Here is a 19353-nt window from a genome sequence, read left to right on the forward strand (position 1 = left end):
TTCGGGAGGGGGCTGATCGGCATGCCAAGGGAGTCGCTCCCCAGCGGCAGGGCTATCGTAACCCCACCGCCGGGGGACACCTCACAGCCTGAGGAGAATGGTCACCAGATGGTCACCCGCGACGCCTCGGGCAGCCACAGGGCATCGTCCGGCGTCACGTCGAAGGCCTCGTAGAACGCGTCGATGTTGCGCACGATCTGGTTGCAACGGAACTCGTTGGGCGAGTGCGGGTCGATCGTGAGCAGCCGCAGCGTCTCCGCCTCCCGGCTCTTCTGCTGCCAGACCTGCGCCCACGACAGCAGCAGCCGCTGCACGCCCGTGTAGCCGTCGATGACCGGCGCCTCCTGCCCACCCAGCGACAGCTCGTACGCCTGGAGCGCGATGCCCAGACCGCCGAGGTCGCCGATGTTCTCGCCGATCGTGAGGGCGCCGTTCACGTGATGCTCCGCGTCCAGCCCCTCAGGGACGAGCTCGTCGTACTGGGCGATCAGCGCCTTGGTGCGCTCCTCGAACGCGGCACGGTCGGCGTCGGTCCACCAGTCCTGCAGACGTCCGTCGCCGTCATAGCGGCTGCCCTGGTCGTCGAAGCCGTGACCGATCTCGTGTCCGATGACCGCGCCGATGCCGCCGTAGTTCGCGGCCGCGTCGCGACCCGCGTCGAAGAACGGATACTGCAGGATCGCGGCGGGGAAGACGATCTCGTTCATCGACGGGTTGTAGTACGCGTTGACCATCTGCGGCGGCATGTGCCACTCGGTGCGGTCGATGGGCCTGCCGACCTTGTCGATGTTGCGGTCGTGCTCGAAGGTCGCCGCGCGACGCACGTTGCCGAGCAGCTCCTCGCGGTCGATCACGAGGCTGGAGTAGTCGCGCCACACCTCGGGGTGGCCGATCTTGGGCGTGAACGCGTCGAGCTTGGCGAGCGCACGCTGCCGGGTCTCCGCCGTCATCCACTCCAGCGTCTCGATGCTCTGCCGGTACGCCTCGATGAGGTTGCCGACGAGCTCGTCCATCGCGGCCTTCGCCGTCGGCGGGTAGTGCCGCTCGACGTACACCTTGCCGATCGCCTCGCCGAGCGCGCCCTCGGTGACCGAGACGCCGCGCTTCCAGCGCTCCCGGATCGTGGGGACGCCGGTGAGCTCGGTGCCGTAGAACGAGAAGTTCTCCAGCACCAGGTCGTCGGTCAGGTAGGGCGCGGCGGCGTGCACGACCTTGGCGCGCAGCCAGGCCTTCCAGTCGTCGAGGCGCTCGGCGGTGAGCAGCGCACCCAGCCCCTCGAAGAAGCTGGGCTGCGACACGACCACCTCGTCGAACGCGGAGGGGTTCGACGGCGTGACGGCCTCGCGCCACGGTGCGAGGTCGACGCCCGCGAGCTCCTGCAGCTCGTCCCAGGTCTTGAGGTTGTAGGTGGCGACCGCGTCGCGGCTGCGCACGTTGTCCCAGTGGTGGCCCGCGAGCTCGGTCTCCAGGGCGATGGAGCGTTCGGCCTGGTCCGCGGCGTCGGCGATGCCCGCCAGGGACAGCAGGCGCTCGAGGTGGGCGCGGTACGCGGCGCGCGTGTCGGCGAAGGTGTCGAGGCGGAAGTAGCTCTCGTCCGGCAGCGACAGCCCGGCCTGCACGAGCACCGGGATGTAGCGCTCCGGGTCTCCCGGGTCGCCGTCGACGTAGAGGCCGATCACCGCGGCGCGCCCGTCACGGTCGTACGCCCCCACGGTGCGCAGGAAGCCGGGGATGTCGGCGATCGCGTCGATCTCGGCGAGGGTCTCCGCGAGCGGCGCGACCCCGGCGGCCGCGATGCGGTCGGTGTCCATGAAGCTCGCGAACAGGTCGCCGATCTTGCGGGCGAGCGTGCCCTCCTCGGCGTCCTGCGACTCCTCGATGATCGTGCGGACGTCTTTCTCCGCCTGCTCGGCCAGCAGGTGGAAGGAGCCCCAGCGCGCCTTGTCGCCGGGGATCTCGGTGCGGGAGATCCAGGCGCCGTTCACGTGACGGTACAGGTCGTCCTGCGGGCGGATGTCGGGGCTGAACTCGTCGAGGGCAAGGCCCACGGGAAGCGCGTCGGTCATGCGCTCCAGCCTATGACGGGGGTCCCCCACGGTGTCGAGGGCGGACACGCCCCGACACGGATCAGCGCGGCCGTCGCCCGAACAGCCGGCGACGCGGACGCGCGGGGGCGGCCTCTGCCGACGATGCGACCCCGCGGGCGGAGCGGCGCTCGCGCCACGCGGCGACCTCGGCCTCCACGTCCCGCGGCGCCGTGACCACGGGCGGGCCGCCCTGCAGCTGCCGCCTGGCCTCGATCACGCGGCGGTTGAAGTCCTCGAGCACCGCCCGCACGTCGGACTCTCGTCCGAGGAGGTCGAGCTGTCCGTCGAGCTCGCGGTCCTCCGTGCGCAGCAGCAGCGCGGGCGGCCCGAGCCCGGTGAGGTTCTCGGTCTCGATCTTGCGCCGGATCCACCAGTCAGGGTCGTGGTGGGTGCCGAGCCCCTCGATGGGCTTGCCCGCACCGGGGAGGTCGTCGAAGTCGCCGCGGCGGATCGCCACCTGGATCGCGCTCTCGATGAACGCCGCCCGATCCACGGCCGCCGCCGCACCAGGCGTCGAGGAGACGGTCGTCTCGTCGTCGGCCCCGTCGCCCGGCGACCGACGGCGCGCGAGGTACCGCGCCGCCTCGTCTCGGGGATCGGACATGATGCACCTCCGCCGCATCCTGCTCTCCTCCAGCCTACGTGCGGTCCGGGGGCACGGCACGGGTGTCGGCGCGAGGTCATAGGCTCGGAGGATGGCCGCGCGCACCTCCCTCAACCGAGAGATCCTGCGACTGGCGGTTCCGGCACTCGGTGCGCTGATCGCCGAGCCGGCGTTCCTCATCGTCGACGCCGCGCTCGTCGGCCACCTCGGCACCACGCCGCTCGCGGGGCTCGGCATCGCCGGCGCCGTGCTGCAGACCATCGTGGGCCTGATGGTGTTCCTCGCCTACTCGACCACCCCGGCGGTCGCGCGGCGCTTCGGCGCCGGGCAGCCGGACGAGGCCGTGTCGGTCGGGATCAACGGCATGTGGCTGGCCCTGGGCCTCGGAGCCGTGCTGGCCGTGATCGGTGCGGTGTCGTCACCGTGGCTCGTGTCGCTGTTCGGCGCGAGCGAGGCCGTGGCCGCCCAGGCCGACGAGTACCTGGTGATCTCGATGTGGGGGCTGCCGGCGATGCTCATCGTCTTCGCGGCGACCGGGCTGCTGCGCGGCATGCAGGACACCATGACCCCACTCTGGATCGCCGGCCTCGGCTTCGGTGCCAACGCGCTGCTCAACTGGCTCTTCATCTACGGCTTCGGCTGGGGCATCGCCGGATCCGCGGCCGGCACGGTCGCCGCGCAGTGGGGCATGGTCGCCGCGTACGTGCTGGTGGTGCAGCGGCTCGCCTCCCGCCACAGCGCCTCGCTCCGGGCGCAGCGCGACGGCCTGCGCAACACCGCCACCTCGGGCGGATGGCTGTTCCTGCGCACGGTCAGCCTCCGCGTGGCGCTGCTGGCGACCGTGGCGGTCGCGACCGGGGTCGGCACCGACGAGCTCGCCGGGTGGCAGATCGTGTTCACCATCTTCTCCGCGGCCGCCTTCGCCCTCGACGCCCTGGCCATCGCCGCGCAGGCGCTGATCGGCAAGGAGCTGGGCGCCGGAGACGAGCAGCAGGTGCAGCGCGTCCTCGGCCGGACGGTCGCCTGGGGCGCGTGGTTCGGCGTGGCGGTCGGCGCTGTCATCGCCGCACTGTCGGGCGTGCTCGGGATCGTGTTCACGGGCGACCCGCACGTCGCGGCACTCGTGCAGCCGGCGCTGCTGGTGCTCGCGGTCGCCCAGCCGATCGCCGGTGTCGTGTTCGTGCTCGACGGTGTGCTGATGGGCGCGAACGATGCGCGCTACCTCGCGATCGCGGGCGGCCTGAACCTGGTGCCGTTCCTGCCCGCGCTGTGGATCATCGCGGCGACGGGAGTGGACGGCGCGGCTGGTCTGATCTGGCTCGCGGTGGCCTTCTTCGGCGTGTACCTGCTCGCGCGGCTCGGCACGCTCGGCTGGCGGGTGCGGTCGGGACGCTGGCTCTCCGCCGCCGCCTGACCGTCGCGGCGCGGCGGGCCGAACACGCGCGCCTCAGTCCGCGGCGTGGCGGCGACACCACTCGTACATGATCACGGCGGCCGCGGCGCTGGCGTTGATGGAGCGGGTCGAGCCGTACTGCGTGATCTCCACGTGCGCGGAGGCCGCGGCGAGCGCCTCGTCCGAGAGCCCCGGACCCTCCTGCCCGAACAGCAGCACGCACGCACGCGGCAGGTCCGCCCGGTCGACGGGGACGGCGCCCTCGACGTTGTCGACCGCGATCACGGGCAGCCCCTCCGCCGCAGCCCAGGCGGCGAACGACGCCACGTCCTCGTGATGCACGACGTGCTGGTAGCGGTCGGTGACCATGGCGCCTCGCTTGTTCCAGCGGCGGCGCCCGATGATGTGCACGGTGTCGGCGAGGAACGCGTTGGCGCTGCGCACGATCGAACCGATGTTCATGTCGTGCTGCCAGTTCTCGATCGCGACGTGGAACGGGTGCCGCCGCGTGTCCAGGTCGGCCACGATCCGCTCCATCCGCCAGTAGCGGTAGCGGTCGATCACGTTGCGGGTGTCGCCGTTGGCGAGCAGCTCCGGGTCGTACTGCTCCCCCTCGGGCCAGGCGTCCCGTCCTCCCGGCCACGGGCCGACGCCGTATCCGGGCTGGGCGAGGGACCCGCCCGCGCCGTCCGGGACCGGGGCCGCGGAGTCGTCCGTCGCCGGGCTCTCGGGCGTGCGTGCATCCATCCCGCCAGGCTATCGCCGCCCCACTGCCGCCTGTCTCGGCGGAGCGATCGTCGTCACCGAGGTGGCCCAGATCCGGATATTTAGGCATACCGAAAAATATGCTACGGTTTCGGTGTGCCGAAAAATCTCGTCGCCCCCGTGACACCGTCCGCCGCCACCGCCCCGCGCAGCCTGTGGCTGCTCGGCCCCGCCCTCGTGGCCGGTGTCGCGTATCTCGACCCGGGCAACGTCGCCAGCAACATGACCGCCGGCGCGCAGTACGGCTACCTCCTGGTGTGGGTGGTCATCGCGGGAAACGTCATGGCCTGGCTCATCCAGTACCTCTCCGCCAAGCTCGGCGTGGTCACGGGGCAGAGCCTGCCGGAGGTGCTCGGTGCACGCCTGAAGCGCCCATGGGCGCGACGCGCGTACTGGCTCCAGGCCGAACTGGTGGCCATGGCGACCGACCTCGCCGAGGTGATCGGCGGCGCCGTCGCACTGTACCTGCTGTTCGACGTGCCGCTGCTCCTCGGCGGCCTGATCACCGGGGCCGTGTCGATGATCCTGCTCACCGTGCAGAGCCGCCGCGGCGCCCGCCCCTTCGAGTTCGTGATCATCGGACTGATGCTCGTCATCACGGTCGGCTTCCTGGCCGGCCTGTTCCTCGCCCCGCCCGAGCCCGCGGGTGTCGTCGCCGGACTCGTGCCCCGCTTCGAGGGCACCGGGTCGGTGCTGCTCGCGGCCTCCATCCTCGGCGCCACGATCATGCCGCACGCGATCTATGCGCACTCCTCGCTCGCCCGCGACCGCTTCGGGAGCGCGGGTCTGCCCCACGAGGAGGCCACGCGGACCGAGGCCTCCCGCATCCGCCGCCTGCTCACCGCCACGCGCTGGGACGTGTCGATCGCGATGGTCATCGCGGGGTCGGTCAACCTCGGCATCCTCCTGCTGGCCGCGGCGAACCTCGCCGGGGTCGAGGGCACCGACTCCCTGGAGGGCGCGCACGCCGCCCTGGCCGCCGGTCTCGGTCCCGTCGTCGCCACGTTCTTCGCGGTGGGGCTGCTCGCCTCCGGCCTGGCGTCCACCTCGGTCGGCGCCTACGCGGGCGCCGAGATCATGCACGGGCTGCTGCACGTGCGCATCCCGCTGCTCGCACGGCGGCTGGTGACCCTGATCCCCGCCCTCGCGATCCTCGGACTCGGCGTCGACCCCACCCTCGCGCTCGTGCTGAGCCAGGTCGTGCTGTCGTTCGGCATCCCGTTCGCGCTCATCCCGCTGGTGGCGCTGACCGCGCAGCGGCGCACGCTCGGGGTGTGGGCCAACCGCGCATGGACCACCATCGCCGGCGTCGTCGCCTCGGTGCTGCTCATCGCCCTCAACGCCGCGCTGCTCTGGCTGGTGCTGACGGGGGCATGAGCCCGGATAGGCTCGACACCATGCCCGCCGAGAACGCCCGCCGCACCGTCCGCATCCTCACCTGGATCGGAATCGCGACCGGGGTGATCGGGGCCGTGCTGATCGCGTTCCCGAAGGTCGTCGGCCCGCTCGGACCGTGGCTGCAGCTCGCCCTCGGCATCGCCACGCTCGTGCTCGCCTTCCGCGCGCGCAAGGTCGGGATCGCCGAGGTGGAGGGCTTCGACGGGCGCCTGTCGCTCGCCGCCGCCCTCCTCGGCTTCCTCGTGGTGTTCTTCGCGGGGCAGGTGGCGTTCGGCCTGCTGGTCGCCGTCGCGAATCCGTGACTCAGGCCGCGACGAACCCCGTCACCAGATAGAGCACGAGCGAGAGCCCGGCCGCGATCCCCGCGTAGGGCAGGATCGCCAGCATGAGGTTGATCGGCTTGATGCCGATCGAACGCGAGGCCAGGATGATGCCGTCGCCGTACAGGCACGTGGTGCTGCCGAGCGCGGCGCCCGAGAACACCGCGGCACCGGCCAGGATCGGGTCGGCACCGAGAGCGAGCGCCAGCGGCAGCACGACCGGGGTGATGACGGCCGCGAGGTCCCAGAACGACCCGGTCGCGTAGGCGTAGACGCCGCACACGGCGAACACGATCGCCGGCAGCAGAGCAGGGGTGAGCACGGGCTCGGTCACCTGGATCACGAACTCGGCGAGCTGCAGGGCGATGTTCATCTCCTGCACCATGAACGCGAGCACGGTGAGCACCATCACGAAGAGCATGCTCTCGATGCCCTCGAGCGCCGCGTCCAGCACGCCGCGCACCGAGAGCCGACGCTGCACGAGCACCAGCACGACCGTGACCGCGAGGGCCGCCGCGGTACCGGCGACCACGTTGGCGTCCGTCGCGATCGTGACGCCGACCAGCACGGCCATCGCGATCAGGAACGACCACGGCTGCGGCTTGCGCGCGGTGTCCGTGGTCGTCTCGAGCGCCACGGCGACGCGCTGCGCGGTCGAACCGTCCGCGTCGTCCGCGCGGAGCTCGGAGAGCAGCGCCGCGCCCTCGGCCCGGCGTTCGGCGTCTGTCGTGCCGAGCGGGAAGACGTCGCCGTCGCGCTCGGCGCGCAGCGCGTCCTTCTTGATCAGGCCGAGCTTCGGCAGCCAGCCGATGCTCATCAGCAGCGCCACCGCGATGGCCGCCCAGCCGAAGAAGATGAACGGGATGGACTGCAGGTAGGCCCCGAAGCCGCTGCCGCCGACGGTGACCCCCTGCGCCTCGAACAGGCCCGAGAAGAACAGTGCCCACGTCGACACGGGGACGAGCACGGCGATCGGGGCAGCGGTCATCTTCATGATCGCGCCGAGCTGGGTGCGGGGAACCCGGTAGCGGTCGGTCACCTGCTTCATCGACGTGCCGGTGGTGAGCACGTTGAGGTAGTCGTCGACGAACAGCACGATCGAGAGCAGGAACGTGAGCAGGGTCGACTTCCGCCGCGAGGTCACGAACCGCTCGACCCAGCGGGCGAAGTCGGTGACGATGCCCGACTTCTCGAACAGCATCATCAGGATGCCAAACAGGGCGACGATCAGCAGCAGCCACTGCGCCGTCTCGTTCGACAGGGCCTTGCCGGTGTACTCGACCCAGACGTCGAAGCCGCCCCAGCCGCCGAGGATCAGAGCTCCGGCGACGGTGCCGCAGAGGAGCGCGAAGAGGGTGCGGCGGGTGGCGACGGCGACCACGAGGATCACCGCGATGGGCAGGAGCGCGAGGGCGCCGAATTCGGGCATGGGGTTCACCTCGGTGTGAAAGGAAAGGGAGGGGGTGGTCGAGCCGGGGGTCAGGGCTCGACGCCGCCGACGACCGTCCGCTGTACGGGCAGGTCGGGGAGGTCGTCGGGTGCCACGTGCAGCGGGTTCTCCGCCCACACGGCGTAGTCGGCGCGGTAGCCGGGGGCGATGCGACCGAGGTCGCCGTCGCCCTGCGCCCGCGCAGCGCCCACGGTGTAGCCGTGCAGCGCCTGGTAGGGGGTGAGCACCTGGTGGGGCTCGAACACCGGGGCGTCGCGGTCGCCGGGGCGGCGGCGCAGCATGGCCCACGCGAGGCCGATCCGGGCGTCGTTCTGCGCGATGGGCCAGTCCGACCCGAGGGCGACCGGGGCACCCGCGTCCCAGTAGTCGCGCACGCGCCAGGCCCTGGCGGCCCGGGCGGGGCCGAGGCGCCGCGACCAGTCGTCGGAGGCGTCGGCCTTGCGCCACTGCAGGTGCAGCGGCTGCATCGATGCGGTGATGCCGGCGGCGGCGATGCGGGCGACGTCGCGGTCGGTCGTGGTCTCCAGGTGCTCGATACGGTGCGGGGCTCCGGTGGCGCAGCGCGCGCCCGCGGCGAGGTAGGCGTCGACGACCTCGCCGACCGCGCGGTCGCCGATCGCGTGGGTCGCGACCTGGAAGCCGGCGTCGGCGTAGCGCCGCACGGTGCGGGCGTAGGCGGCGGCGTCCTTCCAGAACGGCTCCGTGCCGCCGCCGGCCGTATCGGGCTCGTACAGCCACGCGGTGCCCGTCTCGACGACCCCGTCGGCGTACAGCTTCACGACCCCGCCGCGCCACCGCTCGCCGCGGCGGTCGCGCATCCGCAGGTTCTCCGCCGTGCGGTCGGCGTCGAACCCGGGCTCGTGGTCGATCGCGGACACGATGCGGAGGGGCAGACCCGGGCCGAGCTCGAGACCGTCGAGCAGGTCGAGCGCGGCGAAGCCGCCGTCCATGATGGTGCCGCCCGTGAGGCCGGAGTCCCGCAGTCCGCGCAGCAGCTCGTGGCCCGCCGCGAGGGTCTGCGTGCGGTCGAGGGCGGGGGCGGCGAGGCGCACGGGCTCGTACGCCGCGAGCTCGCGCAGCTCCCCGGTCGGCCGCCCGTCGTCGTCGACGACGATGCACGAGGAGTCGTCGGTCTCGCGGGGCCCGGTGATGCCGGCGCGGCGGAGACCCTCGTGACTGGCGAGGGCGGTGTGCCCGTCGAACACGATGAACAGGGCGGGGAGCCCGCGCACGGCGTCGTCGATCGCATCGGCGGTCATGGGGAGCTCGTGGAAGACGTCGTAGTCGAGGTTCCAGCCGCGCACCCAGGGGTCGCGGTCGTCGCGCAGCGCGCGGTCGGCCTCGGCGCGCAGAGCCGCCAGGAAGCCGGTGCCGGTGGTGATGCCACCGAGGTCGACCCCGGCGGTGAGCTCGAGCCCCTGCAGCGGGTGGAGGTGGGCGTCGATGAGCCCCGGGGTGACCGCGGCTCCCGCGAGGTCGTGGACGACGGTGCGCGGGCCGCGCAGTTCCCGCACGAGCGCGTCGTCACCCACCGCGAGGAAGCGGCCGTCGCGCACGGCGAACGCCGAGGCCTCCGGGCGGCGGGGGTCCATGGTCACGACGCGCGCGCCGGTGACGATAGTGTCGGCGTCGAAACCCGTCATGGCGTTCTTCCTCGAGCAAATTGAAAGAGTTTCAATAAAGTAGCAGACACCGAGCAGGAGTGAGCCCCGATGACGACATCCCCGCGCAGCGTGGGCCGCCCGTCGACCAGGGTGCTCACCGAGGAGCGGATTCTCACGGCGGCGTTCCGGCTCAGCGCCGAGCGCACACCACGGCAGTTCACGATGACGGCGCTCGCGGAGTCCCTGGGCGTGCGCACCTCGGCGCTCTACCACCACTTCGAGAGCCGCGACGCCGTGATCCGGGCGATGCGCGGGCGGATCAGCCGCGACCTCGCCACCCCCGAGCCCGGGGCCCTGCCACTGGAGGACGCGCTCCTCGCCTGGGCGCACAGCTACCGCGACGCCACGATCGCCGCACCCCAGGCGATGGTCATGCTCGCCACCTCCCCCATCGACGCCGACGAGGGCTCGTTCGCCGACTACGAGCAGATCGCCCGCCTGCTCGCCGACGACGGCTGGCCCACCGACACCATCGTCGACGCGATCGTCGCCCTGGAGTCCTTCATCATCGGATCCGCCCTCGACGCCCTCGCCCCGGCGGACAACATGTCGCCCGGCGACCTCGCCCCCGCCTACCCGACCTTCGCCGAGGCCGAGCGCGCTCGCGCCCGCCTCAGCTCCGACCCCGCCCGCCGCACGTTCGAGATCGGCGTGCGCGCCCTCATCCACGGCCTCACCGCGTGGGCGCGCGCCGAAAGAGCCTCCGACGCCACCGCGTAGGCTGGACGGGTGGCCTCCCCCGCAGCTGACGACTACCTCAAGACCGTCTACGCCCACACCGAATGGCAGGACGCCCCGATCACCCCGTCGGTGCTGGCGGCCAAGCTCGGCATCGCCCCGTCGTCGGTCACCGAGATGGTGAAGAAGCTCGCCGCCGCGGGGCTCGTGTCGCACGTGCCCTACGGTGCCGTGCGGCTGACCGAAGCCGGGACGACCAGAGCCCTCGCGATGGTGCGGCGCCACCGCCTCATCGAGACCTGGCTCGTGCAGGAGTTCGGCTACGGGTGGGACGAGGTGCACGACGAGGCCGAGGTGCTGGAGCACACCATCAGCGACCGGCTGCTCGAGGGCATCGACGCCCGCCTGGGCCGCCCGCGCTTCGACCCGCACGGCGACGCGATCCCCGACGCCGACGGGCACATCGAGCGGGAGCCGTTCGTGCTGCTCGCCGACGCCACAGAGGGGCACAGCGGTCGCGTGCTGCGGGTCGACGACCGCGACTCCGACCTGCTGCGGGCCCTGGAGGCCGAGGGGCTCACGGTCGGCAGCACCGTCGAGGTCCTCGCGGACGGCGTGCGCCTGGACGGCGTCGAGCGAGCCCTTCCCGACGGAAGCGCCGGCGTCGTGTGGATCACCGCCTGAGACCTGCCGGAAACACGCGGCCTCTAGGCTGAGCACATGGCACACCGTGACGACATCGAATGCTGGCTCACCGACATGGACGGCGTGCTCGTCCATGAGAACGACGCCATCCCCGGGGCCTCCGAACTGCTCGCCGGGTGGGAGCGCAACGACATCCCCTACCTGGTGCTGACGAACAACTCGATCTTCACCGCCCGCGACCTCTCCGCGCGCCTGCGGCAGAGCGGCCTGGTCGTGCCGGAGGAGCGCATCTGGACCTCGGCGCTCGCGACGGCCGACTTCCTGGCCCAGCAGCTGCCCGGCGGCTCCGCCTTCGTGATCGGCGAGGCCGGCATCCTCACGGCTCTGCACGAGGCGGGCTTCATCATGACCGAGACGAACCCCGACTTCGTGGTGGTCGGCGAGACCCGCAACTACTCGTTCGAGGCGATCACCAAGGCCATCCGTCACATCATCAACGGCTCGCGGTTCATCGTCACCAACCCCGACGCGACGGGCCCGAGCATGGACGGCGTGCTGCCGGCCACCGGCGCGATCGCCGCGCTCATCACGAAGGCGACCGGCAAGGAGCCCTACGTGGTCGGCAAGCCCAACCCGATGATGTTCCGCTCGGCGCTGAACAAGATCGGTGCGCACTCCAAGAAGACGGGCATGATCGGCGACCGCATGGACACCGACATCGTCGCCGGCATCGAGGCCGGCCTGCACACCGTGCTCGTGATGACCGGCATCAGCGATCGGCGCAGCATCGAGCAGTACCCGTTCCGTCCCGACGAGATCGTCGACTCCGTCGCCGACCTGCTGCCGACCATCACCGCATCGATCCCCACCCTGGACGAGGACTGACGTGGGCGCCCTCGACGACGGCGAGCGGATCGCGGCGGCCGACGCCGCGGCCTGGCGCGCCTGGCTCGAGGAGCACCACGAGCGCACCGCGGGCGTGTGGCTGCTGAGCGTGCGCGGCCGCTCCGCCGTCGGCGTCGGCTATGAGGACGCGGTGCGGCAGGCGCTGTGCTTCGGGTGGATCGACGGCCCGGTGCGCAGCTTCGACGACCAGACGAACGGCCAGTGGTTCTCGCCGCGGCGGCCCGGCAGCGGGTGGGCGGCGACGAACAAGGCGCGCATCGCCGAGCTGGAGGCCGCCGGGCTGCTGGCCCCCGCGGGCGTCCGGGCGCTGGAGGTCGCGAAGGCCAACGGCTCGTGGACCCTGCTCGACGGACCGGAGGCGGGCATCGAGCCGCCCGAGCTCACGGCCGCACTCGACGCGGACCCCGCCGCCCGTGAGAACTGGGACGCGTTCCCGAAGTCGGTGAAGAAGTTCGGGCTCACGCACATCGCGATGGCCAAGCGACCGGAGACGAAGGCCGCCCGCATCGCGAAGATCGTGGCGGACGCCGCGGAGGGGAAACGCCCATGACCCAGAACGACCTGCTGTTCCTCGTGCTGATCCTGATCGGGCTCACGTCGCTCACCGTGATCATCGTGCAGTTCGTGCGCTCCCGTCGCGGCCGCGGCTCGGACGACGGGCGTGCCGGCTGGTGGGAAGGCCCCTGGGACGACGACGACCGCCAGCGCTGAGCCCGCGGCCGTCGCCCCGGCCGCGGTCAGGACGCCAGCGAGGCCCCCGGGATCGCGGCCAGCAGCTCCCGTGTGTACGGGTGCTGCGGGTCGTCGAAGATGCGCTCCGGTGTGCCGCTCTCGACCACGACCCCGCGCTGCATCACGTGCACCTCGTCGGAGATCATCCGCACGACCGCGAGGTCGTGGCTGATGAAGAGGTAGCTGAGGCCCAGGCGCGTCTGCAGCTCCGCCAGCAGATCGAGGATCTGCGCCTGCACCAGCACGTCGAGCGCCGACACGGCCTCGTCCAGCACCACCAGCTCGGGTTCGAGCGCCAGCGCCCGCGCGATCGCCACGCGCTGCCGTTGTCCGCCGGAGAGCTCGTGCGGCAGCCGCTCGGCCATCGCGGCCGGGAGCGCCACCTGCTCCAGCAGCTCCAGGACGCGGGCGTGACGCGAGGCCGCGGTGCCGATGCGGTGCACGCGCAGTGGTTCCGCGATCGACTGCTCCACGGTGAACCGCGGGTCGAGCGAGGCGTAGGGGTTCTGGAACACCGGCTGCACGCGGCGGCGCAGGGCGAACAGCTCCTTGCGGCGCAGCGTGGTGAGGTCGAGCCCGTCGAACAGGATCGATCCGGAGGTGGCGTCCTCCAGCCCCAGCACCATGTTCGCGGTCGTGGACTTGCCCGACCCGGACTCCCCCACGATCGACACGGTCGTGCCGCGGCGGATCGTGAGGCTCACACCGTCGACCGCCGTGAAGGTCTGCGGCTCCCCGGCCTTGGCGCCGCGCACCGGGAACTCCTTGCGCAGGTCGCGGATCTCCACGAACGGCACGGCGTCGGTCGCGGCCGTGCGCGCGGGCAGGGCGTCGCGCCGGGAGGAGAGGCTCGGCGCCGCGGCCAGCAGCTGCCTGGTGTACTCGTGCTGCGGGTTGCCCAGCACCTGGGCGGACGTGCCCTCCTCGACCACGCGGCCCCGGAACATGACCACGATGCGGTCGGCGCGCTCGGCCGCCAGCGCCAGGTCGTGCGTGATGAGGAAGACCGCGGTCCCGAGCTCGTCGGTGAGCTGATCGAGCTGGTCGAGGATGCGGCGCTGCACCGTGACGTCGAGGGCCGAGGTGGGCTCGTCGGCGATCAGCAGCCGGGGCTTGCACGCGAGCCCCATCGCGATCAGCACGCGCTGGCGCATCCCGCCGGAGAACTCGTGCGGGTACTGCCGTGCGCGCCGGGCGGCGTCGGCGATGCCCACCATCTCCAGCAGCTCGACCACGCGGACCTTCGTCGCCTCGCCGCTGGTGTGACCGTGCACCTCCAGCGCCTCGCCGATCTGCTCCCCCACGCGCATGAGCGGGTTGAGGTTCGACATCGGGTCCTGCGGCACGAGGCCGATCCCGGCGCCGCGCAGCGAGATCATCGCGCTCTCGGGCAGCTCGGTCAGCTCGCGCCCGTCGAAGCGGATGCTGCCCGCCGTGATCACGCCGTTCTCGGGGAGCAGGCGGTTGACGGCGGCGGCGGTCGTGGACTTCCCCGAGCCGGACTCGCCGACCACCGCGACGGTCTCGCCCGCGGCGATGTCGATGTTCACGTCGCTGATCGCGGTGATCAGCTCGGAACCGGTCCGGAAGGCGACGGCGAGGCCGTCGATGCTCAGCACGGGCGGGGTGGTGCTCATGGGGTACTCGTTCCTTCGGGGTCCAGGAGGGCGGGCAGCGCCGCACGCCACAGGGTCTCGGTCGGGGCGATCTCGGCCGCGAGGAGACGGGTGCTCAGCAGCACGGCCGCGGTCCCCGTCGCCGGCACGAGGCCGAGCGCGCAGCCGGTGTAGCCCGGGTGCCACAGCAGGCGCGTGGGGCGGCCGTCGACCGGCACGGTGTCACTGCGCCAGCCCAGGGCCTGACCGGCGTCCGGGCCGTCACGGAAGAAGTCGGCGACCGCGTCGGGGTGCCAGAGGTCGGTGTGCCGGTCGGCGTCGGCGAGCGCGGCGCCGAGCGTGAGCAGGTCGTCGACCGTGCCGAACAGGCCCGCGTGCCCGGAGACGCCGCCGAGCGCGTGGAAGCAGTTGCCGTCGTTGACGCTGCCGGCGATCTCGTCCTCCCGCCACGGGAAGTGCCGGCGCGACGTGAGGATCGGGTAGGGGTCGCCCGTGGCCACCATGCGGCGCTCGGCGGCGTCGCCGATGCCGGAGGACGCGACGGGAGGGCCGACGGGGCCGTAGCCCGTGTGCGCGAGTCCCAGCGGCGCGGTGACGAGCTCCCGCACGGCGGCGTCGAGCGGAAGGCCGGTCACCGCGGTGATGAGGCGCCCGAGCAGGATGAAGCCCAGGTCGGAGTAGTGCCGCCCCTCGTCGAGGCCGTAGCGCAGCGGCAGGGCGTCAACGACCGCGTCGGCGGGGGCGGGGTCGAGGTACAGCGGCTGCCACTCCCACAGTCCGGCGCGGTGCTGCAGCAGGTGGCGCACCGTGGTGCCGGGAGCGCACGCGGTGCCCGGGAGGAAGCGGTCGACCGGGTCGTCGACGCCGAGGTCGCCCGCGCTCACCAGGCGCAGCAGAGCCGTGGTGGTCGCCGCGACCTTCGACACCGAGGCGAGGTCGAAGGCGGTGTCGCGCGTGACCGGGGTTCCCGCGAGGTCCGCGAGGCCACCCACCGCGACGTCACGCGAGGTGCGCGTGACCACCCCGGCGACCACCGCGCGGGGGGCGGTGTCGCCGCGCATCACCGCCGCGACGGCCCCTGCAGCGCTCGCGCCGCGCACCTGGCCTGCTCCGTGGCCGCTCACGACGCCGTCGCCTCCCCGAGCGTGAGCGAATCGATCGCCGCGACCGGCTCCGGCATGTGCAGCGGGCCGGCGCCGGGCGTGATCGTGCCGAGGATGCGGGGCTCGCGGGCGCCCGTGCCGCCGGCGACGATGGCGGGGACACCGTGCATCGTGGACCAGCCGATGAGCGCGAGCAGGATCGCCTCCTTGCTGTCGGCGGGAGCCCCCAGCTCGTCGGCCAGCACGACCTCGGTCTCCGGCAGCGCGGCGCGCAGACCCTCGAGGATCAGCGGGTTGCGGCACCCGCCGCCCGAGACGGCGAGGAAGCCGATGCCCGCCGCGGCGACGTCGCGGGCGACCGTGCGGACGGTGAGCTCGGTGAGCGTGCGCACCACATCGGCGACCGGGATGTCGCGGCCCTGCGCGGCCAGGTGCTCGTGCACGTAGCCGAGGTGGAAGTGCTCCTTGCCGGTGCTCTTCGGCGGCGTCAGCGCGTAGTACGGGTCGTCGAGGAGGGCCGACAGCAGCGCCTCGTCGACGCGGCCGGTGCGCGCCACGGCCGCATCGTCGTCGTAGCCGAGCGGGTTGAGCCCGTGCTCCACGATGACCGCGTCGACCAGCGCGTTCGCGGGACCGATGTCGTAGGCGACCAGGCCGTCCTGGCGCACGACCGTCATGTTCGAGATGCCGCCGAGGTTGAGGGCCGCCGTGACCCCGGCTCGTCCGCGCAGCAGCAGCTCGTCGAGGAACGACACCAGCGGGGCGCCGTGGCCGCCCGCGGTGATGTCGCGGATGCGGATGTCCGACACCACGGGAACCCCGACCCTCTCCGCGATCCAGGCGGGCTGCCCGATCTGCAGGGTCCCCAGGGCGTGGGCGCCGTCGACCCAGTGGTACACGGTCTGCCCGTGGGAGCAGATCGCGTCGACCCCGCCGACCTGCGCGGCGATGTCGGCCGCGACGTCGGCGAACGCCTGGCCGATGAGGGTGTCGAGCTCCGCGACCTCGGCGAGCGTGGTCGGCGCGGGCGGGAGGGCGGCGATCAGCCGGGCGCGCAGCTCCGGCGCGTACGGCACGCTCGTGGCCGCGAGCACGGTGCCGGTCAGGTCGACGCCGTGGTCGGTGAAGCCCCCGCTGGTCGCGAAGTCGACGACGGCGGCATCGATCCCGTCGTGCGAGGTGCCGGAGATCAGTCCGAGGACGCGCATCAGTTCTCCTCCAGTGCCGTGCGCAGGCGTCCGCCTGCCGCGGTGAGTCGGGTGGTGGCCGCGGCGAGGTCCTCGCCGCGGCGGATCATGATCGACGCGAGCTTCACGTCCCAGGCGGCGGTCTCCAGCGCCGCGACCGCGGTGTCGCGATCGACCTCGGCGATCGTGCGCACCATGCGGATCGCGCGCTCGCGGAGCTTGTGATTCGTGGCCTTCACATCCACCATCAGGTTGCCGTAGGCCTTGCCGCCTCGCACCATCGAGATGGTCGAGAACATGTTGAGCACGAGCTTCTGCGCCGTGCCCGACTTGAGGCGGGTGGAACCCGACAGCACCTCGGGGCCGACCTCGACCTCGATGCCGTGCTCGGCGACGGCGCTCAGCGGGGTGTCCGCGTTGCACGACAGCCCGATGCCCAGCGCCCCGCGCTCGCGCGCCCGGCGGACGGCCGCGACCACGTACGGGGTGCGGCCGCTCGAGGCGATGCCGATCACGGTATCGAGCGGGCCGATGCCGGCGGCGTCGATCGCGGCGGCTCCGGCCTCGGCGTCGTCTTCCGCGCCCTCGACCGGGTTCACGATCGCGCCGGGCCCGCCGGCCATGATGGCGAACACCAGCTCGGGCGGCGTGCTGAACGTGGGCGGGCACTCCGAGGCGTCGAGCACCCCGATGCGACCGGGCGTCCCTGCCCCGACGTAGACCAGCCGTCCGCCCCGCGCCATGCGCTCCGCGGTGGCCTCGATGGCCGGGACGATCTGCGGCAGTGCGCGCCGCACGGCCGCGGGCACCGTGGCGTCGGCGTCGTTCATGGTCTGGGCGAGCTCCGTCACGCTCATCTGGTCGAGTCGCGCGTAGCGGGGGTCGCTGGCCTCGGTGGCGAGGGCGCCGAGATCCTCCAGGGTCATCGCTTCCCCCGGTTCCGCGGGTCGAGGCTGTCGCGCAGCCCGTCGCCCAGCAGGTTGAGCCCGACCACGAGCAGCACCACGACCACGCCGGGCGCGATCATGGTCCACGGCGCGATGGTGACGAGCGTGCGCGCCTCGAAGATCATCGAGCCGAGCGACGGCGCGGGCGGCGGCGTGCCGAGGCCGAGGAAGCTCAGCGACGCCTCGGTCAGCACGGCCCACGACAGCGACAGCGTGACCTGCACGATGATGATCGACGTGATGTTGGGCAGCACGTGCCGGAACATCGTGGCCATGCGGCCCTGCCCCGTGCTCTTGGCGGCCTTGACGTACTCGACCTCGCGCAGCGACAGCACCGGGCCGCGCGTGACGCGGATGAAGATCGGCACGTAGACGATCGCGATGGCGACCGCGATCGTGAACCAGTTACGGTCGAACACCGAGGCGAGCGACAGCGCCAGCAGCAGCGGCGGGAACGCGAACAGGACGTTGGTGACCGCGGTGATCGCACCGTCGGAGATGCCGCGGTAGAAGCCGGCGATGAGGCCGCAGACCGTGCCGACCACGGTCGCGAACGCCACCGCGACGACCGAGATCAGCGCCGAGTTCGCGACACCGGCGGCCACGCGCGAGAACACGTCGCGGCCGAACTGGTCGGTGCCGAACCAGTGCACGGCCGACGGCGGCTGCAGGCGCGAGGGCGGATCCTGCGCCAGCGGGTCGAAGGGCAGCAGGCCGAACGCCGACACGACGCTGAGCACCGCCAGCAGGAACACGATGATGAGGCCGGCGAGCCCGCTGCGGCTGCGCAGCAGGAGACGCACGCGCTCCATGGTGCGCCCTCCGCCGGGGGCGAGGGCCGGGGTCTGAGAGATGTCGGTCATGCGGCACGCACCCGGGGATCGATGACCCGGTACAGCAGGTCGGTGAGCAGGTTGACGATGACGAAGGCGAGCGCGATCACCAGCACGGTGCTCTGCACGAGCGCGTACTCCTTCTGCTGGATGCCGAGCAGCACCTGACGGCCGATGCCGGGGAGCGAGAAGATCTGCTCAACCACGACGGCGCCGCCGAGCAGGTAGCCGAACTGCAGGCCGGTCATGGTGACGATCGGGACCAGCGCGTTGCCGAGCACGTGGCGCACCTGGAGGCGGCGCGGCGGCACGCCCTTCGCCCGGGCCGTGCGGATGAAGTCGTTTGCGCGGATCTCCAGCACGGCGGTGCGGGTCGTGCGCATGATGGGCGCCGCGATGCCGAAGCCGAGCACGATCGACGGGAGCAGCATCTGCTGCAGGTTCAGCAGCGGGTCGTCGAACAGCCGCGCGTAGCCCTGGCCGTTGGGGTTGAAGCCGAGCGACTGGGCCAGGATCGCCAGCAGCGCCGTGCCGAGCAGGAACGCCGGGATGGAGAGGCCCGCGAGTCCCACGACCTGACCGACGCCGTCGCGGAGCGAGTCCGGCTTGGAGGCCGACAGCATGCCGAGCGGGATGCCGATCGCGAGGGCGATCACGATCGAGAGGATCGCGAGCTCGAACGTGACGGGAAGGGCGGCCGCGGTGAGGTCGAGCACGCTCGTCTGCGCCCGCGACGAGAAGCCGAGGTTGCCGGTGAAGATGTTGCCCAGCCAGGAGAAGAACTGCACGAACAGCGGCTGGTCCAGGCCGTAGTAGGCCTCGAGAGCCTCACGCTGCGCCGGGGTGAGCGCGGCGGCCTCGGTGCCGAGTCCCGAGCTGATCTGGTCGCCGGGGATGGCGCGCAGCATCAGGAAGACGAACACGGCGACCCCGAAGAGGGTGCCGAGGGCTGCGAGGATGCGTCGCAGCACGCTGTTGCGGAGGAGCTGTCTGAACATGCGCGTGTGAGGGTGCCTGTCGTCGGA

Annotated in this window: 19 protein-coding genes; 8 read left to right on the plus strand and 11 right to left on the minus strand. The window is 72.2% G+C overall.

All coding sequences use genetic code 11. The features are described from left to right. Positions 1 to 101 precede the first annotated feature (101 nt). Together KV394_RS03565 and KV394_RS03570 are read right to left on the minus strand one after the other, a co-directional pair. The gene (locus KV394_RS03565; RefSeq protein ID WP_247982322.1) at positions 102 to 2066 is read right to left on the minus strand and encodes a M13 family metallopeptidase; all 1965 of its coding nucleotides are present in this window, start codon (positions 2064 to 2066) and stop codon (positions 102 to 104) included. Positions 2067 to 2127: 61 nt separating this feature from the next. Beyond that, on the minus strand, positions 2128 to 2691 hold the full coding sequence (locus KV394_RS03570) for a DnaJ family domain-containing protein (RefSeq protein ID WP_247982323.1): 564 nt from the start codon (positions 2689 to 2691) through the stop codon (positions 2128 to 2130). A gap of 91 nt (positions 2692 to 2782) precedes the next feature. Here KV394_RS03570 and KV394_RS03575 point away from each other — a divergent pair, with 91 nt between their 5' ends. After that, on the plus strand, positions 2783 to 4105 hold the full coding sequence (locus KV394_RS03575) for an MATE family efflux transporter (protein WP_247982324.1): 1323 nt from the start codon (positions 2783 to 2785) through the stop codon (positions 4103 to 4105). A gap of 33 nt (positions 4106 to 4138) precedes the next feature. Here the strand turns inward: KV394_RS03575 and KV394_RS03580 are convergent, their stop codons facing one another. After that, positions 4139 to 4831 (minus strand): RNA methyltransferase, encoded by a 693-nt coding sequence (locus KV394_RS03580; RefSeq protein ID WP_136030783.1) that lies wholly within the window; start codon positions 4829 to 4831, stop codon positions 4139 to 4141. Between the two features lie 114 nt (positions 4832 to 4945). On the opposite strand from KV394_RS03580, the gene KV394_RS03585 reads away from it, so the two are divergent. Both KV394_RS03585 and KV394_RS03590 read left to right on the plus strand, forming a co-directional pair. Next, on the plus strand, positions 4946 to 6226 hold the full coding sequence (locus KV394_RS03585) for an Nramp family divalent metal transporter (RefSeq protein ID WP_247982325.1): 1281 nt from the start codon (positions 4946 to 4948) through the stop codon (positions 6224 to 6226). 20 nt (positions 6227 to 6246) lie between these two features. Next, complete coding sequence (locus tag KV394_RS03590) at positions 6247 to 6549, plus strand: hypothetical protein (protein WP_136030785.1); 303 nt, start codon at positions 6247 to 6249, stop codon at positions 6547 to 6549. A gap of 1 nt (position 6550) precedes the next feature. Here the strand turns inward: KV394_RS03590 and KV394_RS03595 are convergent, their stop codons facing one another. Together KV394_RS03595 and KV394_RS03600 are read right to left on the minus strand one after the other, a co-directional pair. Beyond that, entirely contained in the window at positions 6551 to 7996 is a 1446-nt protein-coding gene (locus KV394_RS03595; protein ID WP_136030787.1) for a Na+/H+ antiporter NhaC family protein, read from the minus strand. 50 nt (positions 7997 to 8046) lie between these two features. Further along, entirely contained in the window at positions 8047 to 9660 is a 1614-nt protein-coding gene (locus KV394_RS03600; protein WP_247982326.1) for an amidohydrolase, read from the minus strand. Positions 9661 to 9729: 69 nt separating this feature from the next. Between KV394_RS03600 and KV394_RS03605 the strand changes: the two genes are divergently transcribed. Genes KV394_RS03605 through KV394_RS03625 form a run of 5 tightly spaced genes read left to right on the plus strand, consistent with a single transcriptional unit; the run spans position 9730 to position 12621 of the window. Continuing rightward, on the plus strand, positions 9730 to 10401 hold the full coding sequence (locus tag KV394_RS03605) for a TetR/AcrR family transcriptional regulator (RefSeq protein WP_136030791.1): 672 nt from the start codon (positions 9730 to 9732) through the stop codon (positions 10399 to 10401). A 9-nt stretch (positions 10402 to 10410) separates the two neighbouring features. Then, complete coding sequence (locus tag KV394_RS03610; RefSeq protein ID WP_206252459.1) at positions 10411 to 11043, plus strand: metal-dependent transcriptional regulator; 633 nt, start codon at positions 10411 to 10413, stop codon at positions 11041 to 11043. A gap of 36 nt (positions 11044 to 11079) precedes the next feature. Continuing rightward, positions 11080 to 11889, plus strand: coding sequence for an HAD-IIA family hydrolase (locus KV394_RS03615; protein ID WP_247982327.1), 810 nt, complete (start codon positions 11080 to 11082; stop codon positions 11887 to 11889). 1 nt (position 11890) lies between these two features. Then, positions 11891 to 12460 (plus strand): YdeI/OmpD-associated family protein, encoded by a 570-nt coding sequence (locus KV394_RS03620; protein ID WP_136044664.1) that lies wholly within the window; start codon positions 11891 to 11893, stop codon positions 12458 to 12460. Next, entirely contained in the window at positions 12457 to 12621 is a 165-nt protein-coding gene (locus KV394_RS03625; protein WP_168387172.1) for a hypothetical protein, read from the plus strand. Before KV394_RS03620 ends, KV394_RS03625 begins: the two co-directional genes overlap by 4 nt. 26 nt (positions 12622 to 12647) lie before the next feature. On the opposite strand, the gene KV394_RS03630 is transcribed toward KV394_RS03625, so the two are convergent. From KV394_RS03630 to KV394_RS03655, 6 genes are read right to left on the minus strand one after another with little or no spacing between them, the layout of a single operon-like run. Beyond that, positions 12648 to 14279, minus strand: a complete 1632-nt coding sequence (locus KV394_RS03630) for an ABC transporter ATP-binding protein (RefSeq protein ID WP_247637885.1) — start codon at positions 14277 to 14279, stop codon at positions 12648 to 12650. Beyond that, positions 14276 to 15382 carry a serine hydrolase domain-containing protein gene (locus KV394_RS03635; protein ID WP_247982328.1) on the minus strand — a complete coding sequence of 369 codons (1107 nt, stop codon included), beginning with the start codon at positions 15380 to 15382 and terminating at the stop codon, positions 14276 to 14278. Before KV394_RS03635 ends, KV394_RS03630 begins: the two co-directional genes overlap by 4 nt. Beyond that, on the minus strand, positions 15379 to 16569 hold the full coding sequence (locus tag KV394_RS03640) for an anhydro-N-acetylmuramic acid kinase (RefSeq protein ID WP_136044747.1): 1191 nt from the start codon (positions 16567 to 16569) through the stop codon (positions 15379 to 15381). Before KV394_RS03640 ends, KV394_RS03635 begins: the two co-directional genes overlap by 4 nt. Further along, positions 16569 to 17474 (minus strand): N-acetylmuramic acid 6-phosphate etherase, encoded by a 906-nt coding sequence (gene murQ, locus KV394_RS03645; protein WP_247982329.1) that lies wholly within the window; start codon positions 17472 to 17474, stop codon positions 16569 to 16571. Before murQ ends, KV394_RS03640 begins: the two co-directional genes overlap by 1 nt. Next, positions 17471 to 18358 (minus strand): ABC transporter permease, encoded by an 888-nt coding sequence (locus KV394_RS03650; protein WP_136030808.1) that lies wholly within the window; start codon positions 18356 to 18358, stop codon positions 17471 to 17473. The genes murQ and KV394_RS03650 overlap by 4 nt, the downstream gene beginning before the upstream one ends. Further along, positions 18355 to 19326, minus strand: coding sequence for an ABC transporter permease (locus tag KV394_RS03655; protein ID WP_136030810.1), 972 nt, complete (start codon positions 19324 to 19326; stop codon positions 18355 to 18357). Before KV394_RS03655 ends, KV394_RS03650 begins: the two co-directional genes overlap by 4 nt. Positions 19327 to 19353 lie beyond the last annotated feature (27 nt).

This window comes from Microbacterium sufflavum, assembly GCF_023101165.1.
GTDB classification, from domain to species: Bacteria; Actinomycetota; Actinomycetes; order Actinomycetales; family Microbacteriaceae; genus Microbacterium; species Microbacterium sufflavum.

Excerpts from the sequence above, each read along its gene's own strand:
- KV394_RS03565 (WP_247982322.1), bottom strand. The coding sequence starts at position 2,066 with ATGACCGACGCGCTTCCCGTGGGCCTTGCCCTCGACGAGTTCAGCCCC.
- KV394_RS03655 (WP_136030810.1), bottom strand. The coding sequence starts at position 19,326 with ATGTTCAGACAGCTCCTCCGCAACAGCGTGCTGCGACGCATCCTCGCA.
- KV394_RS03580 (WP_136030783.1), bottom strand. The coding sequence starts at position 4,831 with ATGGATGCACGCACGCCCGAGAGCCCGGCGACGGACGACTCCGCGGCC.
- KV394_RS03640 (WP_136044747.1), bottom strand. The coding sequence starts at position 16,569 with ATGCGCGTCCTCGGACTGATCTCCGGCACCTCGCACGACGGGATCGAT.
- KV394_RS03600 (WP_247982326.1), bottom strand. The coding sequence starts at position 9,660 with ATGACGGGTTTCGACGCCGACACTATCGTCACCGGCGCGCGCGTCGTG.
- KV394_RS03590 (WP_136030785.1), top strand. The coding sequence starts at position 6,247 with ATGCCCGCCGAGAACGCCCGCCGCACCGTCCGCATCCTCACCTGGATC.
- KV394_RS03625 (WP_168387172.1), top strand. The coding sequence starts at position 12,457 with ATGACCCAGAACGACCTGCTGTTCCTCGTGCTGATCCTGATCGGGCTC.
- KV394_RS03605 (WP_136030791.1), top strand. The coding sequence starts at position 9,730 with ATGACGACATCCCCGCGCAGCGTGGGCCGCCCGTCGACCAGGGTGCTC.
- murQ (WP_247982329.1), bottom strand. The coding sequence starts at position 17,474 with ATGACCCTGGAGGATCTCGGCGCCCTCGCCACCGAGGCCAGCGACCCC.
- KV394_RS03595 (WP_136030787.1), bottom strand. The coding sequence starts at position 7,996 with ATGCCCGAATTCGGCGCCCTCGCGCTCCTGCCCATCGCGGTGATCCTC.
- KV394_RS03575 (WP_247982324.1), top strand. The coding sequence starts at position 2,783 with ATGGCCGCGCGCACCTCCCTCAACCGAGAGATCCTGCGACTGGCGGTT.
- KV394_RS03570 (WP_247982323.1), bottom strand. The coding sequence starts at position 2,691 with ATGTCCGATCCCCGAGACGAGGCGGCGCGGTACCTCGCGCGCCGTCGG.
- KV394_RS03650 (WP_136030808.1), bottom strand. The coding sequence starts at position 18,358 with ATGACCGACATCTCTCAGACCCCGGCCCTCGCCCCCGGCGGAGGGCGC.
- KV394_RS03630 (WP_247637885.1), bottom strand. The coding sequence starts at position 14,279 with ATGAGCACCACCCCGCCCGTGCTGAGCATCGACGGCCTCGCCGTCGCC.
- KV394_RS03615 (WP_247982327.1), top strand. The coding sequence starts at position 11,080 with ATGGCACACCGTGACGACATCGAATGCTGGCTCACCGACATGGACGGC.